The organism is Octadecabacter ascidiaceicola, from assembly GCF_900185015.1.
GTDB classification, from domain to species: domain Bacteria; phylum Pseudomonadota; class Alphaproteobacteria; order Rhodobacterales; family Rhodobacteraceae; genus Octadecabacter; species Octadecabacter ascidiaceicola.
In genome coordinates this window covers 596,531-616,805 of the sequence record NZ_FXYD01000002.1, presented here as the reverse complement: position 1 = coordinate 616,805, position 20,275 = coordinate 596,531, and the positions used below count along the sequence as shown (strand labels likewise).

20 protein-coding genes and 1 pseudogene are annotated in these 20,275 nt (G+C 53.1%); 7 read left to right on the top strand and 14 right to left on the bottom strand.

Annotation, left to right across the window (positions count from 1 at the left end; genetic code table 11):
* Positions 1 to 26 precede the first annotated feature (26 nt).
* The 5 genes from OCA8868_RS08475 to OCA8868_RS08455 all read right to left on the bottom strand — a co-directional run bounded on the left by OCA8868_RS08475 (position 27) and on the right by OCA8868_RS08455 (position 4,874).
* The gene (locus OCA8868_RS08475; protein WP_093996106.1) at positions 27 to 911 is read right to left on the bottom strand and encodes a LysR family transcriptional regulator; all 885 of its coding nucleotides are present in this window, start codon (positions 909 to 911) and stop codon (positions 27 to 29) included.
* A gap of 94 nt (positions 912 to 1,005) precedes the next feature.
* Positions 1,006 to 1,752 (bottom strand): maleate cis-trans isomerase family protein, encoded by a 747-nt coding sequence (locus OCA8868_RS08470; RefSeq protein ID WP_093996105.1) that lies wholly within the window; start codon positions 1,750 to 1,752, stop codon positions 1,006 to 1,008.
* On the bottom strand, positions 1,752 to 2,915 hold the full coding sequence (locus OCA8868_RS08465) for a M24 family metallopeptidase (RefSeq protein WP_093996104.1): 1,164 nt from the start codon (positions 2,913 to 2,915) through the stop codon (positions 1,752 to 1,754). Before OCA8868_RS08465 ends, OCA8868_RS08470 begins: the two co-directional genes overlap by 1 nt.
* Entirely contained in the window at positions 2,908 to 3,957 is a 1,050-nt protein-coding gene (locus OCA8868_RS08460) for a pyridoxal-phosphate dependent enzyme (RefSeq protein WP_093996103.1), read from the bottom strand. The genes OCA8868_RS08465 and OCA8868_RS08460 overlap by 8 nt, the downstream gene beginning before the upstream one ends.
* 101 nt (positions 3,958 to 4,058) lie before the next feature.
* Positions 4,059 to 4,874, bottom strand: a complete 816-nt coding sequence (locus OCA8868_RS08455) for a TIM barrel protein (protein ID WP_093996102.1) — start codon at positions 4,872 to 4,874, stop codon at positions 4,059 to 4,061.
* Positions 4,875 to 5,002: 128 nt separating this feature from the next.
* On the opposite strand from OCA8868_RS08455, the pseudogene OCA8868_RS08450 reads away from it, so the two are divergent.
* Positions 5,003 to 5,497: pseudogene (locus OCA8868_RS08450) on the top strand (M20/M25/M40 family metallo-hydrolase); the annotation flags it as partial.
* Between the two features lie 17 nt (positions 5,498 to 5,514).
* On the opposite strand, the gene OCA8868_RS08445 reads toward OCA8868_RS08450, so the two are convergent.
* The 5 genes from OCA8868_RS08445 to OCA8868_RS08425 form a co-directional block, all read right to left on the bottom strand.
* Positions 5,515 to 6,795: an HlyD family type I secretion periplasmic adaptor subunit gene (locus tag OCA8868_RS08445; RefSeq protein ID WP_093996101.1), complete on the bottom strand. Its 1,281-nt coding sequence runs from the start codon at positions 6,793 to 6,795 to the stop codon at positions 5,515 to 5,517.
* Entirely contained in the window at positions 6,792 to 8,546 is a 1,755-nt protein-coding gene (locus OCA8868_RS08440; RefSeq protein WP_093996100.1) for a type I secretion system permease/ATPase, read from the bottom strand. Before OCA8868_RS08440 ends, OCA8868_RS08445 begins: the two co-directional genes overlap by 4 nt.
* Positions 8,547 to 8,975: 429 nt before the next feature.
* Positions 8,976 to 9,641: a fumarate hydratase C-terminal domain-containing protein gene (locus OCA8868_RS08435; RefSeq protein WP_093996099.1), complete on the bottom strand. Its 666-nt coding sequence runs from the start codon at positions 9,639 to 9,641 to the stop codon at positions 8,976 to 8,978.
* Positions 9,638 to 10,594 carry a fumarate hydratase gene (locus OCA8868_RS08430; RefSeq protein WP_093996098.1) on the bottom strand — a complete coding sequence of 319 codons (957 nt, stop codon included), beginning with the start codon at positions 10,592 to 10,594 and terminating at the stop codon, positions 9,638 to 9,640. The genes OCA8868_RS08435 and OCA8868_RS08430 overlap by 4 nt, the downstream gene beginning before the upstream one ends.
* Positions 10,591 to 10,947, bottom strand: coding sequence for a hypothetical protein (locus OCA8868_RS08425; protein WP_245848117.1), 357 nt, complete (start codon positions 10,945 to 10,947; stop codon positions 10,591 to 10,593). The genes OCA8868_RS08430 and OCA8868_RS08425 overlap by 4 nt, the downstream gene beginning before the upstream one ends.
* 68 nt (positions 10,948 to 11,015) lie before the next feature.
* Between OCA8868_RS08425 and gspD the strand changes: the two genes are divergently transcribed.
* Genes gspD through OCA8868_RS08405 form a run of 4 tightly spaced genes read left to right on the top strand, consistent with a single transcriptional unit; the run spans position 11,016 to position 14,930 of the window.
* Positions 11,016 to 12,758 (top strand): type II secretion system secretin GspD, encoded by a 1,743-nt coding sequence (gspD, locus tag OCA8868_RS08420; RefSeq protein WP_179214815.1) that lies wholly within the window; start codon positions 11,016 to 11,018, stop codon positions 12,756 to 12,758.
* 6 nt (positions 12,759 to 12,764) lie between these two features.
* Entirely contained in the window at positions 12,765 to 13,973 is a 1,209-nt protein-coding gene (locus tag OCA8868_RS08415) for a type II secretion system F family protein (protein ID WP_093996096.1), read from the top strand.
* A complete protein-coding gene (locus OCA8868_RS16495) occupies positions 13,960 to 14,343 on the top strand; it encodes a hypothetical protein (protein ID WP_143849576.1) in 384 nt (127 codons plus the stop codon). Before OCA8868_RS08415 ends, OCA8868_RS16495 begins: the two co-directional genes overlap by 14 nt.
* Positions 14,340 to 14,930, top strand: coding sequence for a PulJ/GspJ family protein (locus OCA8868_RS08405; protein WP_093996094.1), 591 nt, complete (start codon positions 14,340 to 14,342; stop codon positions 14,928 to 14,930). The genes OCA8868_RS16495 and OCA8868_RS08405 overlap by 4 nt, the downstream gene beginning before the upstream one ends.
* On the opposite strand, the gene gspG is transcribed toward OCA8868_RS08405, so the two are convergent.
* Together gspG and OCA8868_RS08395 are read right to left on the bottom strand one after the other, a co-directional pair.
* Positions 14,888 to 15,301: a type II secretion system major pseudopilin GspG gene (gene gspG / locus OCA8868_RS08400; RefSeq protein WP_093996093.1), complete on the bottom strand. Its 414-nt coding sequence runs from the start codon at positions 15,299 to 15,301 to the stop codon at positions 14,888 to 14,890. The genes OCA8868_RS08405 and gspG overlap by 43 nt on opposite strands.
* Before the next feature lie 7 nt (positions 15,302 to 15,308).
* Positions 15,309 to 15,764: a prepilin peptidase gene (locus tag OCA8868_RS08395; protein ID WP_179214814.1), complete on the bottom strand. Its 456-nt coding sequence runs from the start codon at positions 15,762 to 15,764 to the stop codon at positions 15,309 to 15,311.
* 34 nt (positions 15,765 to 15,798) lie between these two features.
* Here OCA8868_RS08395 and OCA8868_RS16660 point away from each other — a divergent pair, with 34 nt between their 5' ends.
* Positions 15,799 to 16,173, top strand: coding sequence for a hypothetical protein (locus OCA8868_RS16660; protein WP_179214813.1), 375 nt, complete (start codon positions 15,799 to 15,801; stop codon positions 16,171 to 16,173).
* Positions 16,174 to 16,497: 324 nt separating this feature from the next.
* On the opposite strand, the gene OCA8868_RS08385 is transcribed toward OCA8868_RS16660, so the two are convergent.
* The gene (locus OCA8868_RS08385; protein WP_143849574.1) at positions 16,498 to 17,031 is read right to left on the bottom strand and encodes a hypothetical protein; all 534 of its coding nucleotides are present in this window, start codon (positions 17,029 to 17,031) and stop codon (positions 16,498 to 16,500) included.
* A gap of 982 nt (positions 17,032 to 18,013) precedes the next feature.
* On the opposite strand from OCA8868_RS08385, the gene OCA8868_RS08380 reads away from it, so the two are divergent.
* Complete coding sequence (locus OCA8868_RS08380) at positions 18,014 to 19,279, top strand: DNA cytosine methyltransferase (RefSeq protein WP_093996089.1); 1,266 nt, start codon at positions 18,014 to 18,016, stop codon at positions 19,277 to 19,279.
* Here the strand turns inward: OCA8868_RS08380 and OCA8868_RS08375 are convergent.
* On the bottom strand, positions 19,276 to 20,121 hold the full coding sequence (locus OCA8868_RS08375) for a hypothetical protein (RefSeq protein ID WP_143849572.1): 846 nt from the start codon (positions 20,119 to 20,121) through the stop codon (positions 19,276 to 19,278). The two genes, OCA8868_RS08380 and OCA8868_RS08375, sit on opposite strands and share 4 nt — an antisense overlap.
* Between the last annotated feature and the right edge of the window lie 154 nt (positions 20,122 to 20,275).

The following is a 20,275-nucleotide window of genomic DNA, read 5'->3' as shown; positions in this document are numbered from 1 at the left end:
GGATTGATAGGAAATGCCTATCACTCTTATGCAATCTCTGAAAGCGCTCGCGCACGGTCGAGCAAGCTTGCCAGAACTGGTGTGAACGGTTCGCGATGCGGTGCCACCAGCCCAACCACATGGCTTGCATCAGGCTTGATCAACGGGACCGAGCCGAGATCGTCGCCTTTTAGAAAAATCTCAGCGGCGCGAACTGGTAGGATTGTTGCTAAGTTACTGCGCACAACATGGCTGACCAAAACAATAATTGAGGAGGCTTCGATGCGAGGTATCGCTTCAACCCCAACCTCAACCAGATGTTGGTTAATGATCCGGCGGTTCTGCATATCCGGCGTTAACAGGCATAGCGGAACATCTCCCAAGTCACCCCATTTCACAGGACCGGACAACAGCGGATGGCCCGCCTTTGCGACCAATACATATCGTTCTGCGTAAAGCGGGACCGTTGTGACGCGGCCTAAGGGTTCGTTGTCGAGGTACGTTAGCCCTGCGTCGATCTCTAGGTTGTCCAGATCCGACAAGATCTGAGTCGAGGTTTTGGATTGCACTGAAAACCGCACATTGGGGTGTCGTTCCCCAAAATCGGCTGTGATTTCAGAGACAACAGTCAGCGCCGTTGGGATAACGGCCAACCGCAAGTCACCCGACAGCCCTTCTCGGGCCACTCGCATTTCTTGGCGCAGCGTTCGCGCGTCCCCGACAATCTGGCGCGCCCAGATCAGCGCGCGCTGCCCTTCAGGTGTAAGCCCCTGATAGCGCGACCCGCGCCAAACCAGCATCACGCCCAGTTGGTCCTCAAGCTGTTTAATCGCAGCGGACAACGTCGGCTGGGTCACCCCCTGCGCCAGTGCTGCGCGGCCAAAGTGTTCTTCCCGCGCAAGGGCGATGAACATTTCAAGTTTGTCGATCATATTTAGGACTTTCGATAGGACATGCCTATCAAACCCGACTCGGCCTATTAGAGCAAGCGGCGTTGCGATGGCATTTCAAGCCGATTCTAATACGCTACTTTTGGCAAAGTGCGCCCGGCGCATCTGGTGAGAGCGGCGCGGACGCGAGTTGCCCCATATGCCAGGCAAGTGCTTGATTGCTGCTGACCACGGGCAGCCCAAGGCGTTGCTCAAGATCATCTATGATGTCCAAGGTGCGCAGGTTCGTGCAGGACAGAAAAACTGCCTCCACCCCTGCTTGCGTCCCTATCTTTAATGCCGCTGCGCGAATTGATTCCGGATCGATCCGTGCAACGTTGGCTTCAATTTCTTCGCCAAATGACAGGGTTGCCGGAACCTTAAACCCTGCGCTCTCAAACGCGGCTTGAATAGGCAAGGCAACGGAGGCGATGTAGGGCGACACGATCGCGATGGATTGAACGTTTAGCGCCCTAAACGCCGCGATGGATGCCGTGAGCGGATTGGTTACCGCATTCGTGTTGGCAGCTTCCTTTATCAGCGTGGTGACCTTCTCAGCACCGATCAGTGTCGTCCCAGACGTGCAGGCATACCCGATCACATCAAACACAGCCGCAGGTGGCAAAAGCGACGTGGCGTAGGGCAAATCAATCGCCATTTGCGCGATGGTGTCTGGCGTCAGATTATCCCCCGACGGAATGCGACTGACATAGAGCGCCACATCCGGTCTGGCAAACAATCTGCGAAAGTCTTGCTCTAAGGTCTCGTCCACCTGAAGCACCACCACCCCCAAGGTTGCGGCACTCCCAATGGGGCCCGTGAGGTCATATGGGAACTGATCCATCAATCCAGCCTTGGTAATTCGTGCGGCGCGCGCGCAGACAACAACTCTGGCCCGTTAGCGCGTAAAACGATGTTTTCTTCATGGACAAGGACCTTGCCCGCAGAAACCTCAACTCCCGGCTCTAAGGTAAGGACCATGCCTTCGCGCAGCGGTGTGGTGTCTTTGGCGGTGAACGACGGCCATTCGGTCAACGTAATGCCCAAACCATGCCCAAGCCGCCCGCCGCTAGGCGTGGCACCTTCAGCGCGAAGCGTGTCCGTCATAGTCGAATACAGATCCGCCGACGTCATGCCGGGGCGTAGCGTTTCCAGCACTGTTTCTGTTGCAGCAAACAACGCGGCTTGCGCACGTTCAACTGCGGCAGTCGGCGGCCCGACAGAATAGTTGCGATCAAAGTCACAGAAGTAGCCGTCCTTCACTGCACCCGTGTCCAGCATCAGGACATCACTTTGGGCCAATGGCTGCGTCGTTGCGGGCGAGATCACATCGCCGTACCCCCCCTGCCCAGCGCCGCCCGCGACATAGCTGACCCAGTCGGCACCCTCTTGCAGCAGTGCGATCTGGAAGTCGCGGAAGACTCGATCAAGCGGCTGTCCGGTTGAGGCAAATTCAGGAACCCGCGCGAATACTCGATCCGCGATTTCGCAGGTGGTTTTAATCTTGGCGATCTCAGCTTCAGATTTGATTTCACGCACGCGCTGCACGGTTGCAGTCGCATCCATTATGCGGCGAGGTTCGATCCGGCGCTTAACGCGTTCAAAATCACCCAGCGGCATTCGAACATGGGTTTCCAGCCCCATTGGTATCCCAAGAGCGCCATTGCTCGGCACGGTTTCGACGATAGCATCTGCCAGTAAGGACACCCCATCATCCAAGGGGTCAGGTGCGTCCCAAGTGCGAATGTCGTCCAACCAGCTTCTCCCCATCAGGTCTGCACCGATAGAGGGGATGATAGCGATTGGGTCACCATTCGTGGGAACCAGTATGAACCAAGGCCGCGCAGGGCTTTCCCAAAAGCGCGTCAAGAACCCTGTGACGTAGAACACATCTGCCGGTGTTGTCAGCAGCAGCCCATCCAGTTGCGCCGCTTTCATACTATCCTGAAGGCGCCCGACCCGCCCACGGTGTTCTTTGACCGAGAACAGTGGCGCGGACTCAGACATCCTCGGCGCCTTCGCTGAGGATCACCAGTACGCGCGCGTCAGGAGCCATGCCGTCAAACCCATTCAGAGCCGCAGCAAAACCTGCGCCGCCAGACGGGGTGGTTGTCAGGCCGTGTTCAGCCAGAACATTCACCGCTTGGGATGCGTCATCTTCGGTGATGGTCACAAATGTATTCGCATCCCGCGCCAGACCCGCCAGCGCAATCATGGACGGAGTTTTGCAATCAAGGCGCCCCATTTCCGAAACGGGGCCCTCTGTCGTCACGATCTCCCCTGCACGCATGCTTTCAATCAGCGCAGGCGCTGCGTCAGGTTCTACAACAACAATCACAGGCCCGTCCGTCCAAACGGCACGTGCATAAGCCGCGACTGCCGCTGCCAAACCGCCAACACCGGCCTGTAGGAAGATATGTGTAGGTGGTTCATCAATTTGCTCAGCCACCTCTACGGCGAGCTGCAAATACCCTTCCATCACCCGCGACGGCAGTGTCGTATATCCGGGCCAAGAGCCGTCAGACAGCAACGTGCCCTGCCCTGCATCAGCACTTTCGTTTGCCGCATCCAAGCTGTCTTCATAGGTGGCCCCAGCGCGAACAACATCGGCTCCGATGGCCCTTAGCCTGTCTGCGAATGCTTCCGGTACACTCTCGGCTAGATAGATGATCGCTTTTGCCCCAAACAATCGCGCGCCGGCGGCCACAGACAACCCATGGTTTCCGGCGCTTGCCGTGATGAAGACTTCGCCCGTTAACGCAGTTTCCCAATGACCGTCTACCACCCGATCCGCAGCTTCACAGGCAATCGCATAGGCGGCGCCCAGTGCTTTGAAACTGCCCAACCCCATGCGACCGCGTTCGTCCTTTACGTGCAGCTGTGCGACGCCGATTTGTTCGGCCAGCTCCGGCATGTCCAACAATGGCGTGGCTTTGTGCGCAGGGCATTTCGCCAATAAGGCCATCACGTTTGACGCGTCATCCTTCGGCATATGCTGAAATTCTGGCAGACCGGTTTGAATATATGGGTTGTCGAAGCTGTCACGCATGAAGTGTCCCTTTAGGCAATGATGCCACGCGATATGTCGTGACTGAAAAATCCTGACCGAATTCACAACGCAAGTCTAGCGAAGTTAGCGTTCGAGGATGATCAAGCGGTCCAGGACCTTAGCTGGTCACTGATAAACTCGAATGATGCGTTTATCTCGGCATAAGGATCTGACATTGCGTGGACGACAGGCGAGAAACATTCATAAGAGAACGCCCCAGTGTAGCCGCTTTTTACTAAGGCGTTGATTTGTTCAATATTCCCGAGGCGATCCCGCGCATCCACGAGCACCCGATGTTCGTCTTCCATGTCTTCAAAACGCAATCCGGCCTCGGTGACAGCCGAAATATGCACAATACCCGTCGATTTTGCGAACACGTCGCCTCCCCCAGCAAGCGTATGATGGAATGTATCGTGCACCATTTTGATGTGGCCCGAACCACCGATCGAATTGATCGTCTCAACTAGTTCAGCCTTTGAACGCAAAGAAGACCGCTGAAATCCGAGCGGTTCGACCAATGCGTCGATGTTCGCGTCCTGCAACATCGGCAGGATTGCCGTTAGCGCGGTCTGTAGATTGGATTGTCGTTCCCCATCACCCATCGCCGTGCCGTCATTACGGGGAATAAGGTTGACGGTTTCTGCACCAGCGGCGGTTGCTGTTTCAATCAGTTCGCGAACGGCCGTTTCCCGTTCAGTGGTCCAGTCATTGAACGGGTATACTTGGCTTAATCCCAGTATCCGCAAACCTTTGTCGCTGGCCAATTTACCGGCCTCAGCTGGGTCCATGCCATCGAACAGCTCTCGGGTAATATCGTTGCGAACTTCTACGCCAATGCAACCAAGCTTTGCCGCCAAGTCAAGAAACTCGGCATAGCCCAAATTGGGAACCGTCATGTGGTTCAAAGCAAAATTCATTCTACCCTCCAACATGTCGCAATCAATTTAACTGAACATCTAGTGTTTGCTATCATTCTTATACATGGTCTCGACAACTTTTTCCGGCGCATTCAAACGCGAATAGCCCAATCAAACGAGGCCCATATGTTTCGACCTGCGCAGGGCTGATCAACTGTGCGTCCCTTGGGCTGAAGATCAAGTTGACGGGCAAGACCGCCCATGCAGCTGACCCCGAGGATGGCCTTTCCCCAGCATTAGCTGTTGCACAGATCATCCCCGCGCTTGACGCGCTTGGACGAGGTGGCGCACTGGATGATGACTTCCGGCTAGTAACGATCACCCATGCCCAGATCGGCGAGCCCACATTTGGCGTGGCCCCCGGAGACGCTGAAATCTACGCTACATTACGAACCACGGCTGATGCAGGCATGGAAAATTTTGAAACGTCAGCGCGAAACATTGCTACGAAAGCGGCGCAAGAGTTTGGAGTGTTTGGTTGGGATGCGAAGGCCGCGATGCTTTGCCTTGGACCGGGCGAGGATTACGCCGCCCTACATAACCCCGACTACGATTTTCCAGATGACCTGATCCCCGTCGGTGCAGCCATCTTTGCAAGAATTGCCCGCGATCTATTGGGATAGCGACGCACTATTTTCAATCATCCATCACGGAACACGCGCGCAATATAGTCTGTCAAAGGACGGGTTAGGTAGTTGATTGGTGTACGATCCGCAGTTCTTATGAATGCTTCCACAGGCATGCCCGGAATCAATGTCGTGCCATCCGCAAGGCGGGCAAGCTCACCATCGTTGAGGCGAATTTCGGCGCGGAAATAGGAAGCACGTGTTGCGCTGTCAGTAAACGCATCCGCGGAAACCACCGCGACCGTGCCGTATAGTTCTGGCGTTGTGCGATCATCAAGGGCGGTAAATCGCAGACTAACTTGCTGGCCGATGGTCAACACATCCACATCATTCGGCGAGACCTGTGTTGCGATCACCAGCGGGCGATCTTGCGGCACGAGATATAGCAACGGATCGCCAGGCTTCACGACAGCGCGTGAGCCGAAAACAGTCAGACCGTAGACGATACCGCTGACAGGTGCGCGGATGTCCAACCGATCAAGGCGGCGCAAGACACTTGTGCGCCGCTCACGCAGTTCCAATTCGTTAAACTGAAGATCACGCAGGCGGGTGATTGCCTCTTCGCGCCGTGCAGTTTGCAAACCAAGAATTTCAATCTCAATTTCGGTGTTACGCTCTTGTGCCCCCCCCGCTGAAGCGGCCAGCTCCCCGACTTGCCCCGCAAGCCGTGCTTTTTCTCGCTCAAGATTCAGCACCACAGACGCCTGCGCTAACCCGCGATCAAGCAATGCCTGCTGGTTGGTTAGTTCTTCGTCAATCAAAGTAAGCTGAATTTCAACCGCTGCTTGCTGCGCAACAATCCCGCGAACCTGTGAACTGATCTGATCCTTGCGATTTAACAATTGTTCCGTGCGACGCGTTTCGCTTTCTAAACGCGCTGTGAAGAGGTTTTGCTGCCCTGTCGTCAGGTCATCTACATTGCCAACCAAGAGCGGATCAAACGTAAGCGTTTCAGCGCCGTCACGTTCCGCTTCAAATCGCGCGCGGCGCGCCAACACTTCAAATAGCTGCCCTTCAATCACGGCCAGTTCTGCTTGCAGGTCTTGCGCATCAAGCCGTAGCAGCAGATCACCTTCAGCGACAAGATCGCCCTCATCGACCAAAATTTGCGTCACTTCACCACCGTCAAGGTGCTGCACAACTTGGCGATTTTGGTCGACCTCGATCAAGCCGCTGGCGATGATCGCTCCGCTGATTTGCGCGGTCATTGCCCAGCCACCAAAACCACCAACCAGAACCACAAGCGCCAACAAACCAACCATCAATGGGCGGCGGGCAGACCATTCCGTTCTCATGTAACACCCCCGCCGCTACCTTTAACCTGAGCAATCTCTGCCCTATTCGCGAGGATTTTCGCCTTAACCGCTTCTGTGGGCCCGAACGCCCGTAAGATGCCGCCGTCAAGATACATCAGTTTATCACATTGCTCGATTGCAGCAGGACGGTGGGCCATTACAAAAACGCAACGCCCCTCTTCTCGCATTAGCCGGATGGCGTTGTTCACCGCAATCGATCCCTCGTTGTCTAGGTTCGAATTAGGTTCATCCAGCACCAAAAACACCGGATCGCCATACATCGCACGCGCAAGGCCGATCCGCTGAACTTGCCCTCCAGACAGCTGCCCGCCGATGCTATCGACAACTGTATCGTAACCATCTGGCAACTGGAGGATAAGATCATGCGCAGCGGCACGTTTAGCGGCCTTAATGACTGCGGCATCGTCTGGATCGACAGACATCCGCGCAATGTTGTCGCGGATCGTTCCGTTCAAAAGCGTAACCGTTTGGGGCAAATAGCCAACATAGGAGCCAAGAACATCCGGTTCGTATTGATCCAGCGTCGCGCCATCTAAGCGGATCGTACCGCTGATTGGCTGCCATAGCGCCACAAGCGCGCGTGCCAATGTTGACTTACCTGCACCAGACGGCCCGATCACGCCAACAGCCTCACCCGGGTTCACGGCAAATGACACCATTCGAAGGCTCGCTTTGGTCTGGCCCGGGGGAACAATGGTCACTTGATCGGCGACGATCGATGCTTTGGGAACTGGTAATTGTGTGCGATGTTTCGCTTCAGGTATCGCCCCGAGAAGGCGGGTCAAATTGGTCCAACCAATGCGCCCCCGGTTGAGCACAGGCCACTGGCTCACCAGCAACTCAACCGGCGCCAGTGCCCGCCCGAGAAGGATGGAACCCGCGATCATCGCACCCGGTGTCAATTCGTTTTGAAGGACAAGGTAAGCGCCCATGCCCAACATTGCCGATTGCAAAAACAGCCGCAATGACTTGGTCAGGCTTCCAAATCCCCCTGCAAGATCCCCTGCCCGAATGCCGGCCCGAAGCGACGTATTGCGTAGATCAAGCCACCGCTGAAACGCCGCCCCCCGCATACCAAGGGCCTGAATCGTATCGGCATTGCCGCGCAGTTGTTCACCCATGTTTTCTGACCGAAGCGTCGCAGTGTTAGACACTTCAAGCGGGCGCTTGGCGCTCACTTGATTTACTATAGCAATCGCCACGAGTAACGCCCCGCCAACCAACGCAAGGTAGCCAAGGTAAGCATGGAAAATGAATATCCCGAACAGAAAGACCGCGGTCCAAGGCAAGTCAAACTTTGCCATTGCAACAGGTGCGGTGATGGATTGTTGAACGGCTTGAAGATCACGCTGGCCTGTCGCAGCCTCAGAAAGAACGAAACCTGCGGCTCTTGCGCGCATGGATGAATCGTAAACTCGCTTATCCAGATTTGCTTGGAACTGTGCCCCAATACGCCCCATAATCCGCCCACGCGCGAAGTCCAAAATCCCCATCATCAAATACATGAATGCGACAAGCACAGACAACGCGACCAGGGTCTCAAACGACCGCGACCCGAGAACGCTGCCATAGACGTTAAGCATATAAAGAGGGCCGGTCAGCAAAAGCGCATTCACAAAACTGCTGAAAATCGCAACAAACCAGTACAAACCACGCGAGCGTTTGCGCACCTGCAAAAGCTCAGCTTGCCCCGCTTGGACTTCAGCACGGGTAGGTTCTTTGACAATCATCAGATGAGGTCGACTTTCGTAAACGGTTACTTAAATGATCCGCTTTTAGAGTTGAAAAGCAATAAACTTTTCTCCGGGGTCACTACAAATTCTGAGATACGGACTACTATTAGAAAATCAGAAAGTCGTTACAATTCAAAGCTACGGTCAAGAACTATAAACTTATGAAAGTTAGTTGAAAAGTCAACGGTGACGAAGGTCGCCTATTCAACTCGGGCAAAACTGAAAAAGCCAAACAGGTACGTCAACGAGCAGCGCCATTCTTAGATGCTCTGAACAGAGAAAGGGGAAATCAGCGTGCTCTACTCAGTTAAATAGTGCCCATGCGGCCTTACACCAACGACATAGGCACCTGAAAAAACACTTATAATTACTTTACCTGCCCTTAGCTGACGGCTTTTCTTTTTTGGTTCATTCGTAGGTATGAGATCAGATCACCTCATCCGTGCGATCGTCGCTTTCTCCGTAGCGCTTAAGGGTGGCTGGTTTCGTCCCTTCATAGACCCTGTCCACATTCTCGGCGATCTTTGCGTTTTCGCGCTCAAACAAGCAGTCGCCATTCATGTCGGACGCAACGATAAACGGCCCCATATTGTTGCATTTCAACACCCACATGGCTTGTGCGATGCCCAGTTCTTCGTTCCAATGCACGGCTTCGACGTTTTCCACCCCACGCCCAAGCAAGGCGCCCGTACCATAACCGACGGTCGACAGATACACAGCACCATTGGGCACGAAATACTCCTTATAATCCTTAGGCGTCATGCCGCCCTTGCCGACAATTAACTTCGCGCCGGTTTTGGCCATCCATTCGGGCAACCACTTGGCAAAGCGAAACGACGCTGTGGCCTTGACAGCCCCCATATCAAAGCTGCCATCTGCGTTGATCCGGGCCGCAGGAGAGCAATGGAAATTCGCCGCTGATTGGCTGGGCAGTTCCATTGGGATATTCGCCTGATCTTCCAGTGCACGCATGTAGACGCCTTCACGCGCGGTATACATCAGGCCATCGAGGTAGACGATGTCGCCTAGGCGCAGGTCGGTGATGTCTTCGGGCGTTGGGGTGGTGGACAGGCGAACCTCACGAATGCTCATTCTGCGGCCTCCTGGGCTGCAGGCCAGTCAACAGTTTCACGCCGTTGATAGGAGGTGAACCAATCGGGATCCGTGCGGTGTTCGACACGCCCGTCGGCATGAATGCGCGCCACCGCACGGCGCGACGACAGGCAGAACGCATGCACCGACATCGGCATGCCACCCGTGTGGCAATATCCGACCTCGATGTTGCAATCGATCACCATGTTCTTACCGACAAAGCCCATGGCCCACATGCCAATGGAATTACCGAGCTCTTTGAATTCCGCTTCCATCTTGGCAATCTCTGGATCAGAATTTTTCGACCCGACAATACGCAAGGTGGATGCGCGTTTTCCAAGGCTCATGCAGATGTCCTTGGACCCGCCAAGCCCGATTCCGATGATCGCAGGCTGGCACGCTAACCCGCGTTTACCGAACGCCATAAGGCTATCGAGGTAAAATCGTTTGATCCCTTGGACGCCGTCAGACGGGAACAACATTCGATAGTCAGAGCCAAACAACCCCCCCTTGTGCACCGTAATCAGGTCAACCCAAGCGCCTTCCGGCTCGTACCCGTATTCAATCTCGGGCGCACCTATGCCGACGTTGTTGTTGTGATCCGTGCGCCAAAGCGGGTGCACGCGGTTCGGGCGCAGCGGCACGCCATTCGTGGCGGTGGCCGTCGCCCGTCGCAACGCCGCCTCCAGTGCGACCATTCCGCCCTCGACCTGTGCCTCATTGCCCATCTTGACGAACCACCGCGGCACACCCGTGTCGCCACACATGGCACGGCGGTCTTCCTTGGCCGCCTCGTAGTTCTCTAACATCGCCTTCAGAACAAAGGACGACAAATCGCCATCTTCCGTGCGCGCAGCCTCTTGCAACCCGTCCAGATAGTCCTGCGGAATTTCGATCGCGGCCTTGCCCATCAACGTTTCAGCTGTGGACTGAATGAGGTGTATTGGTATCATGGGTTTGCCACCAAAGTTTCTGGTGCGCCATGCGGCAGCACGGTTTCGCCCGGTTTTACGATTGTGAACTTTACGGGTTCGCGGGTTACGTTGACATCACCATCCTTCAACTGCGCAACAGTGAAATCGCTGTCTTCCATGGCACCCGCGTCTGGGAAGTCTTCACGGAAATGCGCCCCGCGAGAATTCTCGCGCGCGACGGCCGCTTTCGTAATCACTTCGGAAATATCGCAAAGCGAGCGCAGATTGAGCCAGTCATGCCACGTCAAATTGAACGCGAGGTTGCTGTCATCTACCCCTACATCCTTCAGCGCCTTTGACACCTCAGCAATGCCTGTTAATCCTCGTTTCATATCACCCGAGAGGTACTCCAAGAGCGGAAATCGAGATTGTTAACAATTCAAATGTTGAAATTACGCTTGTGGACGCAAGTATTTCCGCCGCTGCCGAAGCTATCATTGCTGAGGTTTTGGACAAGCGTTTCGTAATTCAAGACGGTTTAGAGGGACGGATCACGATCCAGTCTACGGGGCCAATTCCAAAATCGGCTCTTGTTGACCTGTTTCAAGCCGCACTGAACGCAAACGGCGCGCGCCTTGAAGTTGATGGTGATATTTTCAGCATTGTCGCTGGAACCAATGGTCGTCGAACATTTCAAACCGTAGGATCAGACGGCGTAACGGATGCGACAATCATTGTAGCTCCGCTAGAGCACATCTCTGCAGGGCAGATGGTCGAAATACTCAGCCCTCTAACGGATGATGGGTTAAATGCTGTCGCCGATAGTGATCGAAATTTGATACTGTTGTCTGGCTCTGCAGGCCAGCTAGAGTCCGCAATGGATGCGCTCAACCTGTTCGACGTCGATGTTATGCGTGGGAAATCCATTGCAATTGTTCGTCTTGAGGCAGCCGATCCCAGTGCCGTCGTTGAAGAGCTAGAGGCGATTTTTGGTGCGCGTAATGGTGGTCTACTTGATGGTGTCATTGAGTTTCATCCAAACGACCGCTTAAATTCTGTCCTCGTTATCTCGTCTCGTTCACAATACATGGATGAAGCGAAACGATGGATTCATGAACTTGACCGCACGGCTGGTCAGTCACAGCAATACACGCGGGTCTATCCACTTCAGAACCGCCAAGCAGCGGAACTTGCTCCAGTGCTAAATCAAATACTCGGCGGCGGAGGAACAATCACGGCCACGTCATCAGATGGAGATAATCCAGCGGCGTCTATGTCGGAACAGCCTCGGGTTGCAGCAGATCCTGAACGAAACGCGCTTATTGTTAGGGCGCTCCAGCCGGAACACGCGGAGATTGGGCGTTTGCTGCATGATTTGGACAACAGAGCGGCGCAGGTTGCCCTCGAAGCGACCATTGCAGAAGTAACGCTAAACGACGAAGTATCCCTCGGGGTGCGGTTCTTCTTGGATGAACGTAATTCCAACACAACTTTTTCAGATGCGGCAAGTGGCGGTGTTTCACCTAACTTCCCAGGCTTTTCGTCCCTGTTTACCTTTGGGGATTCATCAGTTGTTCTGAACGCACTAGCCGGGGCCACGGATGTGAAGATAATTTCGTCTCCGACCTTGATGGTTTTGGACAACAAAGAAGCTGAGTTACAGATTGGTGATCAGGTTCCAGTAGCAACCCAAACTGCGGTTTCGACAAAGGATGCGGGTGCACCTGTCGTGACAACCATCGACTACAGAGACACAGGCGTCATTCTACGCGTGCGGCCTCAAATTGGCGCCGGAAACACGTTGACGTTAGAGATCAGCCAAGAGGTAAGCAGTGTAGCGAATACAAACACCTCAGGGATCGACTCCCCTACTATTCGCCAACGCCAGATCACGACCAGCGTGGTTTTGCGGGACGGCGCAACTCTTGCGCTAGGTGGCTTGGTCCAAGAACGCGACAACCTCACTGACAGCCGTGTGCCTGGGCTTGGCGACATCCCATTCTTAGGCAGCGCATTTCGCAATCGTGATAGCTCGAAAGATAGAACTGAATTGTTGATCCTAATTCGACCACGCATCATTCGAACCGATGAACAAGCTGATCAATTCACATCGGATTGGCGGGTGCGTTTGTCTGGAGCGGACAGTACATTGCAGTCGGGATTGGGCGAACCGACACACAGCCTGTCGGAAATATTACGCTAGGAGGCCGTGCTGAAAGAGTTTTTCTATAGGGCAACTGATAAATCAGGGTTGGACGTCGAAGGGGTTTCTCTCGCCTCCTCACAATCTGAAGCGTTGGTTGATTTGGAAAGCCAAGGCCTTACGGTTTTTGAATTCTTTGACCGATCCCCTGCAGTGTCAAAGAGCTGGCTGACTAGAGATATTTCGCTCTTCCGGTCGGAGTTATCCAGTGTGGGTCTTTCAGAGCTCTGTTGGTTTCTTTCTTCAACTTTGTCCGCAGGCCATACCCTCGATGCAGCGGTCGAAATGGCGGCCCAAATGCATTCCGCACCCAAAGTCAGAAAGCTATTAGTTCGTGTTCGGAATTCTCTTGAGAGCGGCATGGACGTCGGAGAAGCATTCAAATCGGTCGGCAGCTTCCCCCAAGACTTTCTGATTTTTGTTCGTGGCGGCAGTTCATCAAATGCGCTTGCCAGTTCGCTATCTGAAGCCGCTGGTTACTTTGAACAACGAAGCGAAACAAAGTCCAAAGTGGTAGCTGCGCTGGCTTATCCAGTTTTCTTAGTAATCGTCGGCATCGGTGTTTTTGCTATGATCGTATTTTTCCTAACACCAACCTTGCATGGAACCATCGCGGCTTCGGGCCAAGAGGTAACAGGAGTTCTTGATAACTTAGAAAGGTTTCGGCGCTGGGTTGTGGGAAAGGCACCATTTTCCATAGCAGTGTTGTTGGGCTCGGCCGCATTTGGTGCCGTGGCTATTTGGGCAATGTTCCGCATAATCTACTCACGCCTTCCAGCGATGCAGAGGAATTTTCATGCGCGTGACTTTTCGAGATTGAGCCGAGCGATGGCGGCACTGCTTCAGTCTGGGCATTCCTTGACTGAAACGCTACAGACTTGCCTTCCACTTGCACGAAAACCACAGGCGCAGTTACTTCAAGATGCCATAAATCAAATTTCAGTGGGTGAGCCCTCAAGCGGCGTTTTTGAAAAGGCCGCTAACGTGCCGTTCTCATTTTCACGTCTCTACGCTTTTGGCGAACACGCAAACGAACTCCCCTCGTCGCTGAGGCTGGCCGCAGAAATCATGGAAAAGCAATACGCAGCGTTCACCGCAAAGTGGGTGGCCATCATCTCACCCCTTTTAACCTTGTTTGTTGGGAGCTGCATTGGCCTTTTGGTCTTCGTGGTGATCTCAGCCGTGTTACAGGTCAGCAACCTTGCGACATTCTGATTCAGGCTACACCTTACTTGAGACCTTGCTAGCATTGGCCTGCGTCGCCTTGATTGGCATTCCAATACTAACAATATTTGGCAGTGTTGGTCGGATCTCTTCAACGTCACAAGTTCAACTCGAACAAATCGAGTTTGCGCGCTCTTTGGTCGAAGAAGTTAGGGTAACCCGCGATCGCACTCCAAGACATGAAACCTATAAAGGGCGGTATCAAATTGAATTGAGTTTCCAAGAACAGGCCATTCCCGAAAATAACCGCTACGCTCCTGTTCTGGCTCTGTATCAAATGACAGTTACAGTCGACGATCTCACAAGCGCCACCCAGCCGTTTCGAGGTGAATATTTCGTCGTCGGGCCCCAAGAGCAATGAATCAGCGCACCTCAAATGCCGGTATGGCGCTTCTAGAAGTGCTGATCGCTCTGGTTTTGATGAGTGCCATTGCGATTGCTCTGGCATCTATTGGACGTACTGGTTCGCAAGTCTGGGCGCGAGTGGAAAATGGCGCAAGTCCTTCGGCTGCCGCATTGGCGCGCTTCGAGCTTTTGAAGCATTTCGAAGCGATCCCATTAGCCGGCCCGCAAAACCCGCTGGAGCAAGTGTTACGTGTTGAGGATGACGGCAAAACAATCGCAGTATTTTCTCCTGACCGAGGGTGGTGGCAAGCGAGTTGGTCACCAACGGCATTCACGTTTTCGCAAGTCGGCGATCAGCCTAACCTAGACAACCTACTCTATGTAGATATCAGCGACGTAACCGTTTCCTTCTATGGCTCGAAGATGCCCCGATCGCCAAGCGGTTGGTTCTCGGATTGGCACAATGCAACTCTCGTCCCGCAACTCATCAAATTTGAGGTCACTGGAGCGGATGGACGAGTCTTCCCTCCATTGGCCGTTCAGCCAGGAAAAATCGAGCGTCACCGCGAGATATCGGCATCTTCGTTGTTTCCCCCAGGTTGACCGTCACGGCCCAATGACATGAGGTCAAAGCGCCCATTTGAGCCCGGTTGGTGGTAGATCCACGCCCGACTCCATGGGTCCATTAAATTACTTTGATCCAAATATGGCCCCTGCCAGCCCTCTCCGGTCGAAGGAGCTTCGAGCAATGCACCCAATCCCTCTGCTTCAGTTGGGTAGCTGCCGACATCAAGGTAATAGAGTTGCAGAGCCGCATCGACATTCACAAGTTGGATTTCAGCGGCTTGCCCTTTGGCCCGCCCAAAGCTGTCCATCAGGCGCGGGGCGGCAAGCGCCGCGATCATTGCGATGATGGCCAACACGACCAAGACTTCCAACAATGTTGTGCCAGCGTTGGGATTGCGACGTACCATTTTTACCTCAAAAGTGAATGGGCCCAGTTAGCCAGACAAGGAAGTTTGCGAATACAATATAGGGCCCGAACGCGACCCCACTCGCCCTGCCCAGTTTTAGTTGAATTAGACCGACAACGATACCACCTAAAGATGCAATCAGCAAAAGAGTGGGCAAGGCCGCAACGCCACAAAGAAGGCTGCAAGCAGCTATCAGCTTTGCGTCGCCAAACCCCAATGCATCCACGCCCTTCACACGAAAAAGCACAGCTCCAATTGTGCCGAATAATGCCAGTACCACTAAGCCAGCAACTGCATTGAAAAGGAACATATCTGGGGAAAACTGAATGTTGGCTATGATACCCAGTCCGACAATCAGCAAAACCGCCATGTTCGGTATCGTAAAGTCTTTTAAGTCCTGTAGAGTAACCCAAAGACTTAACGGGATCAGGCACAACGCGACGACCAGCGCGTCGAACGGCAATGGTCTCCCAAACAGCACTAAGGTCAAACCATAAATGCTTACGAGCCCGACGCATAACGCGGCCTTACGTCGAAAGGATTCTGGGGTCACGCTCATAGCAACTCTGGTCATTCTCATAGTTTATGCTGGGTTTGCTGCGGTCCTGCAAGCTAAGGCGTCCGCGCGTTTTAACGTTTCTAGTGAAGTGTCAGCACACTACCAAAACCAGTTGGACGAAGCCTCCGCGAGGGCTGGTCTTTTGCCCGAAATAGCGGAGGCGCTTCTGGTTGCCCGTGAAGGGCGCCCTACAGAACTCAACCTCGCTGGTGAAGAAAACTTTGTTGAGCATGACGGGCAAATGTACATTCTGATTCTTGAACCTGCTGAACGGGCACACAGTTGGTTCTTGTCAGTCGCTTTGGCAAACTGAGAGCAGCCGAAAAGAAAGAATCCGCATAGGTTTCCACGCCGCCGAACGGCGGCTATATGGCGTCCCAGGCGACAGTGCCGCTCATGTTCGTGGCGAAGATCGGACGGCCGATGTGATCCGTGCGCACGGGGTAGTAGGCGCCGTTTTCCCAAACCCCGATCAGGCGATCTCCGGCCCAGAGGTATTCGCGGATCAGCGAGGACGTGCCTGCGACATTGCCCTAGAGACACTCCGCGAACCGATGCGCTCAACTCTCTCAATGGCAGCGGCCCAGTGTTGAGAGCAAATCGCATATCAGTTCCTGCCTTTCACGGCATACAAAATTTAGTCTAATGCCTGCCCAAAGTCGTCCAACGCTTGTGGCGTGGTGTCCACATTCGTCACTTCGACCTCTGAAAGGTTCGAAAGACCTCGAATGTCGATGCCAAATTCGATAATTGACATGATGCCCCGGTTACAAACGAAATCAACACGGCATTTTTTACCGTCTAAAAGAATTGTTAACGTCGCCAAAATGACAGTTAGATCGGTGAATGCAAACTTCTTCTTCCTTTTTAGATCGGGGCCCCATGGACGCATCTTAAATAAAATCGCCTCCGATTTTCTTTTGTAGCACACATGACTTACGTAATTCACCTCGCGCAATTGGCTCTCTAGAATCAGAGTTTGATCCGGTGGCAATTTACTGCATAGCTCTGCGATCAAGGCTTCCTCGAACTTACTGAATGTTCGCCGTCTGATTTTGTTCCACAGGACTGCAGGGTAAAACATCACCCCAAAGAACACAAACCACACTCTGGATGGTGTTGGAGATATCGTCACCTCATCAACTACATCAATGCTATCGCGCTTAGCCAAACCGACCGTCCTCCATCTATTCTTGACACCTACAACTATCTGGTTCGGAAAACAATGAACCGCTCCAGCCAAACATCCAAGGTGGTGCCCTGAAGAGAGCTCCAAAGCGGCCAGCCGAAGGAATGATGTCTTTGAGATAGCTATGCAAGAATCGATGGGCAAACCTATCAGTTGCAGCGTGATACATCCACGGAACAAATGTGGTATTCAAGCTAGAGTGTCCGATTGCGGCTGCAAGTCCACCGCCTGCAACGCCACGGCTCGGTATAAAGTGCGAATTCTCAAAGAAATTTTGGAGCCTTGGACCTCTCCGAGTGTTCACCGTGCGCCCTATTCCCGCCCGCTTCAAAATAGGATTCAAGAAACGTCCGGCATGTCCTACTCCACCAAAAGCGCCGCCAATTGCGGTTGATCCTGCTATTTGCCACGGATTGTAACATTCGAAGTTCCAGCCGTGAGCTAAATATTGGTCTAATACGCCAAATGAAAATCCGAGTGCGGCCCCCGCTAACAGCGCCGGCACGAGCTCCCCTGTTGGATCCACATACCTTCCTGGGTTTTGAGTAACGTATCCATAAACAGACGCGCCAACGACCAGCCCCAACGGATCGGTCTGTGACTGAGAGATCGAGTACCTTTGACAAATCAATTTCCTAACCAATGCCGGAAATCGTGGCGGATTTCTAACCGACCTGTCTAGTTGACAGACTGTTTCCAGAACAACGGTTTAGGGGGTATTTTGTGGTCCGAAATTTATGACCCTATAGGGTCATAAATCCCGCCCGCCCTGCCTGAGTGACAATTTAAATTTCAAAGAGTCTTCGTTCGATTGCTGGTTTCTCTGAAACTAGCGCATTTCGCTGCTCAATTAGGCTGGACTAGCTGCCAGTACAAAACGTGAATATTCATTCCATTTTTTCCTGGACATTCATAGTCTGTCGCTGTAGAAACGCGATATGAGGAGAACCTAGTCTTGCGAGAAATGAACGGACACCCAACCTTCATCGACCTATTTGCTGGCTGCGGCGGGCTGTCTTTGGGCTTGGAGCAAGCTGGCTTCTTTCCGCTATTTGTCAACGAACTCAACAGCGATGCGCTGGAAACATACCTTATCAACCGTGAAGAAGAGTACCCGCATCTGCGCGAACGCTTCAAATCGCAAGACATCAAAAAAGTGGTGGCGGACGAATCCTTCTTCGGGAACTTGTTTGGCGACCTTAAGAACCAGTTTGATCGCGACTTCTCGAATGGTGAGGTTGATCTGGTTGCAGGTGGACCACCATGCCAAGGCTTCTCGGGCATAGGCTTGCGTCGCTCGTACTCAGTGGACAAAACACAGCTACCCTCTAACCACCTCTATCAAGACATGGCGTACTTTGTGCACCAAGTCCGGCCAAAGATGTTTGTGTTCGAGAACGTCGAGGGGTTGCTTCGCGCGCGTTGGACGAAGGATGGCACCAAAGGCGAAATCTTCAAAGACGTCCTCAAGACCTTCCAGAAGCTGGTCGAGTATGAGGTCCGGTACAAACTGATCCACGCCAAGGACTACGGAGTCCCGCAAAACCGGCCACGCGTGTTGCTAGTGGGTGTTCGCAAGGATATTTGCGCGCCTACTTCAGACAAGGTTGATGCTGTGGAAAGTGGATTTCTTCCGCGCATTGTAGGTGGATACCCGCACCTTGAAAACGTCTTGTCTGATCTGGTTGACCCAGACTTCGAGTACGGCGGCAAGACCAATACATATATCAATTCGTCTAAGTCCGATTGGCAGAAAACCATGCGCACTACGCTGGCTGGAAAAAAGCTCAAAAAGGGCGACCCACTCACCGAGCAGGAATACAGCAAACACGCAGCGCATGTTCGCGCCCGTTTTGAGGCCATGATCGAAAATGGCGGCACAATCCCTGAAAGCATGCGCACCAAGAAGTTTGCCCAGCGGCTCCTACCAAGACATTGGGGAAACATGGGGCCTTCTATCACAGCCTGTTCGCTGCCCGACGACTTCGTCCACTACGCCCAGCCACGCACCCTCACCGTCCGTGAGTGGGCTCGGCTGCAGACGTTCCCAGACTGGTATCAGTTTGCAGGCAAGCGTACTACTGGAGGAATACGTCGCGCTGGCAATCCACGCGAAAACAACTTTGAGCGAGAAGTACCGAAGTATACTCAGATCGGGAATGCCGTACCGGTGCGATTGGCGCAAGAGCTGGGCAAACATTTTTGCGAGGGAATTTTGGGCGTCAGCTAGCGTGCGCCAAACATTCCGACCCTATTTTTAATGGCGTCTGCAATGCTAGCGCGAATATTGACATCGAAAGCCGAACCGTAGTTGCGGTCAAAAATTTCTGACAATGACAGCGCCACACCGGAGTTCGTCGGCAAACCCCAGTAGTTGCCACCTGTGAGCTGGTTGACCCTCTTCACCGCCATTTGTGAACTCTTTTTGGGCATTCTGTCCTCTTTTTGCGATGGTACCGTCACAAACGAATAGGTAAATCGCCTCAGGTTCCGAACGCTGTATCCATTTTTCCCAATGTGGATGTTTGTCCCTGCTCCAAAAGTGGCTCGATAGACCATATCCCAGAGCATTGGGATTTGCGCATTATCGTTCCAATTAGTTTTGCATTGAATAATACCAAGCTCTAGATCGCCAATTCGTCTTGTTACCTCATCGTCCAATGCGTCAAAGAAATTTCTGCCCTCGGCAGGAAATGCGAAGTCTTTGGGGTACAAAACCACACAAACATCAGACTCTGTGTTCGTTTGATTGTTGCCGTAGCTAATTGTTGTTGCATCTAGGAGAGTCTTCGGAACGACCCCTTGGCTTTGCCTCATCGCAACCGCATTTGTACCTGTAAAAACTAAATTTAGATACCACGTTACTAAGCTTTCCCACCCAGCACCGCCTGCTGAAACTGAACCCTGATTTCTTCCAGTATTGGTAAGAAAGAACACTTCTCTCAAATGGCTTCCAAGGTCATGTATCTTTGCTGGGTTCGTAAGGTTATCGGTTCGCCTAAGAATATCAGGCTCCCAAATCGGCCAGTTTTGCTTCCAAGTTGAGATGGACGCAAGTGCATCGTTAGCCATCGATCTGTGCTTTTCGGCTGTCATATTCCCACCAGTTTTTTTGTAACCAAAGATGAGTACACATATAGATGCAATGCAAAAGTCTGTTCAGATATCGATTTTCCGGCTTCACGTCCTCATAGTAAGGTGTCGTAATCTGAAAATAGCGGAACAA

Coding starts and splice junctions, on each gene's coding strand:
- OCA8868_RS08475 (WP_093996106.1), bottom strand. CDS start 911: ATGATCGACAAACTTGAAATGTTCATCGCCCTTGCGCGGGAAGAACAC.
- OCA8868_RS08470 (WP_093996105.1), bottom strand. CDS start 1,752: ATGGATCAGTTCCCATATGACCTCACGGGCCCCATTGGGAGTGCCGCA.
- OCA8868_RS08465 (WP_093996104.1), bottom strand. CDS start 2,915: ATGTCTGAGTCCGCGCCACTGTTCTCGGTCAAAGAACACCGTGGGCGG.
- OCA8868_RS08460 (WP_093996103.1), bottom strand. CDS start 3,957: ATGCGTGACAGCTTCGACAACCCATATATTCAAACCGGTCTGCCAGAA.
- OCA8868_RS08455 (WP_093996102.1), bottom strand. CDS start 4,874: ATGAATTTTGCTTTGAACCACATGACGGTTCCCAATTTGGGCTATGCC.
- OCA8868_RS08445 (WP_093996101.1), bottom strand. CDS start 6,795: ATGAGAACGGAATGGTCTGCCCGCCGCCCATTGATGGTTGGTTTGTTG.
- OCA8868_RS08440 (WP_093996100.1), bottom strand. CDS start 8,546: ATGATTGTCAAAGAACCTACCCGTGCTGAAGTCCAAGCGGGGCAAGCT.
- OCA8868_RS08435 (WP_093996099.1), bottom strand. CDS start 9,641: ATGAGCATTCGTGAGGTTCGCCTGTCCACCACCCCAACGCCCGAAGAC.
- OCA8868_RS08430 (WP_093996098.1), bottom strand. CDS start 10,594: ATGATACCAATACACCTCATTCAGTCCACAGCTGAAACGTTGATGGGC.
- OCA8868_RS08425 (WP_245848117.1), bottom strand. CDS start 10,947: ATGAAACGAGGATTAACAGGCATTGCTGAGGTGTCAAAGGCGCTGAAG.
- OCA8868_RS08405 (WP_093996094.1), top strand. CDS start 14,340: ATGAATCAGCGCACCTCAAATGCCGGTATGGCGCTTCTAGAAGTGCTG.
- gspG (WP_093996093.1), bottom strand. CDS start 15,301: ATGGTACGTCGCAATCCCAACGCTGGCACAACATTGTTGGAAGTCTTG.
- OCA8868_RS16660 (WP_179214813.1), top strand. CDS start 15,799: ATGCTTACGAGCCCGACGCATAACGCGGCCTTACGTCGAAAGGATTCT.
- OCA8868_RS08380 (WP_093996089.1), top strand. CDS start 18,014: ATGAACGGACACCCAACCTTCATCGACCTATTTGCTGGCTGCGGCGGG.
- OCA8868_RS08375 (WP_143849572.1), bottom strand. CDS start 20,121: ATGGCTAACGATGCACTTGCGTCCATCTCAACTTGGAAGCAAAACTGG.